This is a genomic window from Anaeromassilibacillus sp. An172, assembly GCF_002160515.1.
GTDB lineage: Bacteria > Bacillota > Clostridia > Oscillospirales > Acutalibacteraceae > Limousia > Limousia pullorum.
In genome coordinates, this window is record NZ_NFKS01000055.1 from 1 (window position 1) to 1,526 (window position 1,526).

A 1,526-nucleotide genomic window follows, 5' to 3' on the forward strand; every position below is an offset into this window, starting at 1 on the left:
TTTTTTTATGATATAATCACTATAAGGTCAGTAAAGTTATAAATAAGGAAAAATTATTATATCCTTTATATGTTTATTACTTTGCGGAAAAATACAGCGTTGTCGAGAGATATTTTGAATAGTTAAAGTGAGGTGAGGAAATCTGCTGTAAAATATTGCAAAAGTTAACTGCAATATTATAAAAATACAGTGATATCAGTGGAAAAATAAAATAAGACGGAGGAAAAAACAGGAAATCAAAAAGGAGGAACAAAACATGAAAAAACGATTTATGGCGGTATTGCTCAGTGCGTTGATGGTAGTTTCATTACTGCCCGTTACAGCATTTGCAGACGAGACCAAGAATATCGGAAATGAAATCACCATGGAAGTAACCGAGTCAATGGGCGAAGTACAGGAAGTGGCGACAATGTCAGCGCCTTCTGCTGATTCCGCAGAGGTTTTGGCAGATTGGAATTCGTCATATCTCAACGAATTGGAAACAAAAGTCTATAACGACCTTGCTGCCAAAATAGTGGAAACAGTACACAACGGCGGAGAAATGATACTTACTATCAGTCTTAACGGCGTAAGTATTGACAACGGAGGAGAAACGGACAACGATAAGCGTTTAGAGCTTGCCAAGAAGTATATCGAAGAAAATATAAGAACAACTCGTATATATAATGCCTTGATTTGTAATTATCCGTATGAAATGTTCTGGTATGATTTAATGGACCGCAGTTTTGGTTCAATGGGCTATAGTATTTCTACTGTTGGAAATACAACATATATAACCAGTATTACATACTATATGCCGGTTTACAGTGATTATCAGGATAAAAACTCTGAAAATCCTAAAAACACATTAAGCAGCAGTGCAGCGTCAAAGGGAGCACAAGCAGCTGCCAATGCACAGGAAATCGTAAACGCCAATGCAGGAAAAAGTGATATGGAAAAGCTTGAGGTCTATAAGGATGCTATTTGCGATCTTGCATCTTACGATTTAGAGGCCAGAGAAATTATTGGCAATCCGGATCATCCGTTATTCGATACATTCTACGGAGATCCTTTCCAGATAACCAGCGTGTTTGACCGTGACCCTGAGACCGAGTCAACATCGGAGGCATATGCAAAAGCCTTTAAATACCTTTGTGATTTATCTGATTTTGACAGTACTGAGTGTTACTATGTAACAGGAAATTTAATTGGAAACGGCACAAGCGGATTTGTTCCTGGAGGCGAACAGAATTGGCTGAATTTCAGCTGGAACATTGTCAAGACAGAAGGAAAAAGCTACCTTGTAGACGTAATAAACAGTGATACAGGTACTTTCGGAGAACCTGATTATGTGTTTATGAAGGAACCTGCAAGAGGCAATATGAATGACGGATATTGGTTCAACGGAGCCAACGGTTCAGAGATAAATTATATTTATAGCAGTGTTTTTACGACGGACGGACTGTATGATGCTACTATCCTTGACCTTAACGGAAGATATATGACAGGTTCAATATCTCTCAGCGGTACACCTACAATAGGTGAAA

General features: G+C 38.3%; 1 pseudogene. It reads left to right on the top strand.

Features of this window, described 5'->3' with window-relative positions:
• Nucleotides 1-256 precede the first annotated feature (256 nt).
• A pseudogene (locus B5F08_RS13030) lies at nucleotides 257-1,526 on the top strand (hypothetical protein); the annotation flags it as partial.